Source organism: Hyphomonas sp. UBA3601, from assembly GCF_002375605.1.
Taxonomy (GTDB): domain Bacteria; phylum Pseudomonadota; class Alphaproteobacteria; order Caulobacterales; family Hyphomonadaceae; genus Hyphomonas.
In genome coordinates this window covers 13,101-18,821 of sequence record NZ_DFME01000036.1, presented here as the reverse complement: position 1 = coordinate 18,821, position 5,721 = coordinate 13,101, and the positions used below count along the sequence as shown (strand labels likewise).

General features: G+C 58.9%; 4 protein-coding genes. 2 read left to right on the top strand and 2 right to left on the bottom strand.

Annotation, left to right across the window (positions count from 1 at the left end):
• Positions 1-1,028, bottom strand: a 1,028-nt coding sequence (locus tag B4F73_RS04175; protein WP_290482577.1) for an FAD-dependent monooxygenase, incomplete at its 3' end; no start/stop codon positions are given.
• 214 nt (positions 1,029-1,242) lie between these two features.
• On the opposite strand from B4F73_RS04175, the gene B4F73_RS04170 reads away from it, so the two are divergent.
• Positions 1,243-2,622 carry an ammonium transporter gene (locus B4F73_RS04170; RefSeq protein WP_290480276.1) on the top strand — a complete coding sequence of 460 codons (1,380 nt, stop codon included), beginning with the start codon at positions 1,243-1,245 and terminating at the stop codon, positions 2,620-2,622.
• 83 nt (positions 2,623-2,705) lie between these two features.
• On the opposite strand, the gene B4F73_RS04165 is transcribed toward B4F73_RS04170, so the two are convergent.
• Positions 2,706-3,713: a fasciclin domain-containing protein gene (locus B4F73_RS04165; RefSeq protein ID WP_290480277.1), complete on the bottom strand. Its 1,008-nt coding sequence runs from the start codon at positions 3,711-3,713 to the stop codon at positions 2,706-2,708.
• A 272-nt stretch (positions 3,714-3,985) separates the two neighbouring features.
• Here B4F73_RS04165 and B4F73_RS04160 point away from each other — a divergent pair.
• A partial coding sequence (locus tag B4F73_RS04160) for a DNA translocase FtsK 4TM domain-containing protein (RefSeq protein WP_290482576.1) occupies positions 3,986-5,721 on the top strand: 1,736 nt, incomplete at its 3' end.

The window sequence follows — 5,721 nt, the reverse complement described above, 5'->3', positions numbered from 1 at the left end:
AGGCTGACATCCGATCCCGGATCAAGGCCGACGTCGCGAGCGTCGCACATAACATCAATCAGCGCGCCGACATCCTTGAAGCCGAGATTCAGTCCCTGCCCGGCGAGCGGATTGATCCGGTGCGCGGCATCGCCCACGAGCGCTGTACGCGGGCCAACCATGCGCGTTGCCAGCTGCATGACGAGTGGATAGGCCGAATACGGTCCGTCGATCTCCATGGGGCCCGCAAAATCTGCAAAGCGCGCATTCAGTTCGGCATTGATGTCCTCGACAGACATGGCCGCGATGGCTTCGGCCGCGCCGCGTTTCATGTACCAGGCAAGATTCGCCCGATTGTCCGGCATCGGCAGGGTCGCAAAAGGTCCTTCCGGTGTGAACAGCTGGCGCGCAATGCCTCCATGAGGGCGGTCCAGCTTCACATTGGCGGCGAAGACGGACTGATTGTAATCATGCCCTTCGGTCTGGATCCCGACGGCGCTTCGCACGGATGATTTCATCCCGTCACATGCGGCAACCAGCCGGGCGTGGATTTTGCGCCCATCAGAGAGAGTCAGGCTGGCACCCGCGGGACCGATCTCCATCGACTCGAACAGCTTGCCCTGCACCCACTCTATTTCACCCGCCTTCTCGCAGGCATCGTCCAAGGCGGCCTGAAGGTCAGCGGCCGGAACCATCTGTCCAAGGGGCTGGCCATCGGGATCATCCGGCAGGTCGTCATTGCCAAACAGCACTCCGGGCACGCCGAACCAGTGGGTTCCGCCGTCGATCGCTTCCAGTCCGTTCAAAGGCTCGGTTGATCCGCGCATTGCGTTGGTCACACCTGCCGCGTCCAGCAGCCGCCAGCTGCCGCGTACGATGGCAAAGGTCCGGGTGTCCTTGCGTACCGGAGCATTCGGGTCCCGAGCGTCAACAAGTATTACAGAAAAGCCCCGTTGCGCGGCCAGAATGGCCAGTGTGGTGCCGACCGGTCCGGCCCCCACAATGGCAAGGTCATACACGCGGTCAGACTGAGCAGCTGTTTTGGTCATGGTCTTTAGCTAAGTGCCCTCCTGCCAATCGTCCAGCAATGATGGAGATTTAGGCGATTCGCCGCATCACTGCCCATGCTTTGACCATGCCTTACCTGAAAAACCGGTCTGCCCCCATGGTGGTGCGACATTCCCTCAAGCTCACAATCATATCGGTTCTGGGAGAGCACGGGGGGTCCCGAGCTCTGCAGTCTCGTGACGAAGGAGGGGCCAGATGGGCCAACTACTAAAAAATACCATACGCGGAGCAGCGCTGCTGCCAGCCGCACTATTGGCGGGGGCAGCCGCCTACGCTCAGGATGCCGACATCGAGGCGCGGCTTGCCGCGCTGGAAGAGGGCGTAGCGGGAAGCGCCAGCGCCTATGTCGACAACAGCTACCTGTTTCTGATCGGCGGTATCATCGTGATGCTGATGGCAGCAGGTTTCTGCATGCTCGAAGCAGGGCTTGTGCGTTCCAAGAACGCCGCCATGCAGTCCACCAAGAACGTCGCACTCTATTCCATTGCCGGTCTCATGTTCTGGGTCGTCGGCTACAACATGGCCTATCCGGCTGAATCGATTGGCGGCCTGCTCGGCACCACACCCGGACCTTGGGATGGTGGCGATCTGAGCGTCGAAAGCGACGCAGGCTATGCCCCGGCCTCCGACTGGTTCTTCCAGATGGTGTTTGTCGCAACAGCTGCGTCCATCGTATCCGGTACAGTGGCAGAGCGCGTGAAGCTCTGGCCTTTCCTGATCTTCACCGCAATTCTTACTGCTTTCATCTATCCGGTCGTCGTGTCCTGGGAATGGGGTGCAGGCTACCTCGATTCCGCATGGGGCTTCTCTGACTTCGCTGGTTCTACGCTGGTCCACTCGACCGGTGGCTGGGCAGCGCTCGCAGGTGCCATCATCATCGGGCCTCGCATCGGCAAGTATTTCGGCAAGCAGGTCAATCCGATGCCGGGCAACAACATCCCGCTCGCCGCACTGGGTACATTCATCCTGTGGTTCGGTTGGTTTGGCTTCAACGGTGCGTCCCAACTGGCAGCCGGTACGGCCGCAGACATCAACTCCGTGTCGCAGATCTTTGCGAACACAAACCTCGCAGCAGCGGGCGGCGTGATGGCGGCGATGTTCACGACTGCCATCCTCTACAAGGGCAAGGTCGACGCGACCATGGTGTTCAACGGTGCTATCGGTGGCCTCGTGTCCATCACGGCAGAACCGCTTGCACCAAGCATGCTGGCTTCGGTCCTGATCGGTGGTGTGGGCGGCGTCCTGGTCGTGATCTTCGTGCCACTGCTCGACAAGCTGAAAATCGATGATGTGGTCGGCGCTATTCCGGCTCACCTCGTTTGCGGCATCTGGGGCACAATGATCGTTCCATTCTCCTACACGAACGCCATCGCGCCGAATGAAGCGGGTGACCCAAGCTATCTTGGCCAGCTGGTTGGTGTGGTTCTGACCGGTGTCTTCGTGATGATCGCCTCTTCGATTGTCTGGTACATCCTGAAACTCACCATCGGCGTGCGTCCGACGGCCGAGGAAGAAGAGATGGGCCTCGACAAGGCAGAAATCGGCCTCGAAGCCTATCCGGAATTCGCGAACTAGGTTCATAAGAGTACCCAACGAAAAGCCCCGGCAGAGCAATCTGTCGGGGCTTTTTATTGGTCTTTGCGGGGCAGGATCAGTCCTTAGGACTCATCATCCGGCATGATCACTGTATCGACGGCGTGGATAACACCGTTGGAAGCCTGGATATCAGCCGCCACAACCGTGGCATTGTCGATCATCACGCTGTCGTCCGTCTTCGTGACGGCGACGTCAGAGCCAGCCAGCGTAGCGACATTCATTTCGCCATTGGCGATATCGCTGCTCAGGGTTTCGCCTTCGACCACGTGTGCTTTGAGGATTGCGGTCAGTTTGTCATTTGCTTCACCGGATTTCAGCTTTGAAACCAGCTCGGGGTCGAGCTTTTCAAAAGCCGCATTGGTCGGCGCAAACACTGTGTATTTGGTGTCGCTATCCAGTTCACCGGTCAGGCCAGCCTGCTCTACAAGAGCGACCAGGGTTGTGAAGCGAGGATCTTCCGAGGCGATATCGGAAATCGTGCCCTTCATGGCGAGATCAGCCATGGCCTCGGTCTCTGACGCATAGTCCGGGCCGCCCATACCGATTTCGGGCTCTACTTCCATATCAGTCTCTGCGGTTACCGAAGCGTCCATATTTGCTTCAGCGGAGCCATCAGTCGTCACGTCAGCAGATTGCGTCTCGTCCCACTCATAGGATTTCGTGTCGCCTGCCGGGTCTGTCTGTTCCGGATTGGTAATAGCGGGATCATATGTTTCTGTGGCACCGGTCGTCTGCTCAGCCTCCATTTCCGCGTTCGTGGTCGTGTCAGCCTGTGCCATCACCATTGTGTCGTCGGATTCAGCAGAAGTCTCTTCAGGTACATCCATATCGGATTGGACAGTGAAGAGGACATCGCTGGTGGCGTCGGATGCCGCCGGATCTTTCAGAACCTTCAGTTGAAGTGCGTTCAATTCGTCAATCGACAGCTCGTCAATGTTTTGAACATCAGAACTTTCTTCCATTTCGGCGGAGGCGTTAACGTCCATGTCGGTTGTGTTAGGTTCCTGCGCGGTTGCGGCCATACCCGTTAACAGGGCGATGGTTGCGGGGATAATCAGTGTGCGTTTCATATCGAGCTCTCCTTTGGTGTTGGTCTCACGCAATCAATGAGGCCGTGGAGGCTCTGGTTCCTTATATTACGGAGAATACATACGCGTGCGGATACGGGATCAGCCTGGCTGATTCAGATCAAATCGCGACGGTTTGCTCGTTTTGAGCCCGTTTTCGCGAGGTCCAAAAGATTAACAGCCTTCCTGCAGAAGTTTTACCGGCATTTGCCGGGCGTTAAGCGTATTGGGTCAAAGTGAGGGCTCCCGCGACACAAGTGGAGCAGCCCCACCTCATGACAGACTATGTTTATACCGAAGACGATATCCCGAGCGTCAGCGACCCGGTCTGGCGGATTCTCACAGGGGCAGCGGCATTCGGAATAGGCGTCTTCATATGTGGTAGCGTAGGGTCCTACATGCCAAGCGATCCGAGCTGGAACGCCGCCACAGATGCAGAAGTCCAGAATCTGTTCAGTGGCCCTGGTGCCATCTTCGCGGACTTGTCCCGTCAAATGCTTGGCTGGTCTGCCTGGGCAGCGGGTCTTGCCATGATGATCGGCGGCGCCATGCGCACCGTGCTGATCGGCGTGCCGCGCGTGCGCCGCTGGATGACGGGCCTCGCTTTCGTTCCACTGTCGGCCGCCTTCTTTGCCGCCTGGCCTGTGCCGGAAAGCTGGCCATTGTCGGCGGGTCTTGGCGGCGTCGTGGGTGATGCGCTCTTCTATTATGCCTCCATGCCGTTCCGCGCGCTGCTGCTGCCATCTCCGAACACATGGGCGGGCGCCGTCCTGGGCGCGGCCTCCGCTTGGGCCGCCCTGTCGGCACTGGGTTTCCGACGCCGCGACGCACACCTTCTTCATCAGGCCGCGACCAAGTCCGGACGCCATGCCGCACGTCAGGCCACCGGCATTGGTGGGTTCTTGGTTTCGGTTGTGTCCTTCCTCAAGCCGAAGCCGCGCGATCTGGATGACGAAGAGCTGGACGCAGATCGCGATACGGGACGCGCACGCGTCATCAAGGGCGACGACGAATATGTCGACGCAGACTCCTATGATGTCGACTATGATGACGAAGACGAAGTCTATGATGAGGAAGACGAGACGTCATTTGATGATGAAGACCTGTATGAAGACGAAGATGACGGGATCGCGCCGATTCAAACGCGTCGCCTGTCCGTACCCGTCTCCAAGCCGAAACTGCCAAGCCAACCCCGTGTGACGAAATCGGACCGCCGCCGCAAGTCCACGCGCCTGCCCTCGATCGACTTGCTCCAGATGCCGGAAGAGCGCGGCGATACGGTGGACGAAGATGCACTGCTCGAGAAGGCTGCGCGCCTGACCGATGTTCTGAAGGAATTCGGTGTACGCGGCCGCATCAAGGAAGTGCGTCCCGGCCCGGTCATTACACTGTTCGAAATGGAACCAGCTCCGGGCGTCAAATCTTCCCGTGTGATTTCCCTGGCGGACGACATTGCCCGCTCGATGAGCGCGATCTCTGCCCGTGTCGCGGTGGTTCCCGGCAAGAATGCGATTGGCATCGAGCTGCCAAACGAAGACCGCGACACGGTTTACCTGCGCACGCTGCTTCAGGCCGAAGCCTATGTCGGCACACGGGCCAGCCTGCCAATGGCGCTCGGCGAAGACATTGGCGGTGTGCCAACCGTGGTCGACCTTTCCAAGATGCCTCACTTGCTGATTGCGGGTACGACGGGTTCGGGTAAGTCGGTCGGCGTCAACGCAATGATCCTGTCCCTGCTCTATCGTCACTCGCCGGAACAGTGCCGTTTCATCATGATCGATCCGAAAATGCTCGAACTGTCGATCTATGAGGGCATTCCACACTTGCTGGCGCCGGTTGTGACGGATCCGAAGAAGGCCGTGAACGCCCTGCAGTGGACCGTCCGCGAGATGGAAGGCCGCTATGAGCTGATGTCAAAAGCGGGCGTCCGTAACCTCGCTGGCTTCAATGACAAGGCCGCCAAGTACCGTGCCAATGGCGACGAACTTGTCCGCAAGGTCCAGACCGGATT

What these genes read in the sequence shown, in the direction of transcription:
- B4F73_RS04165 (WP_290480277.1), bottom strand. Translation starts at nt 3,713, where the DNA reads ATGAAACGCACACTGATTATCCCCGCAACCATCGCCCTGTTAACGGGT.
- B4F73_RS04170 (WP_290480276.1), top strand. Translation starts at nt 1,243, where the DNA reads ATGGGCCAACTACTAAAAAATACCATACGCGGAGCAGCGCTGCTGCCA.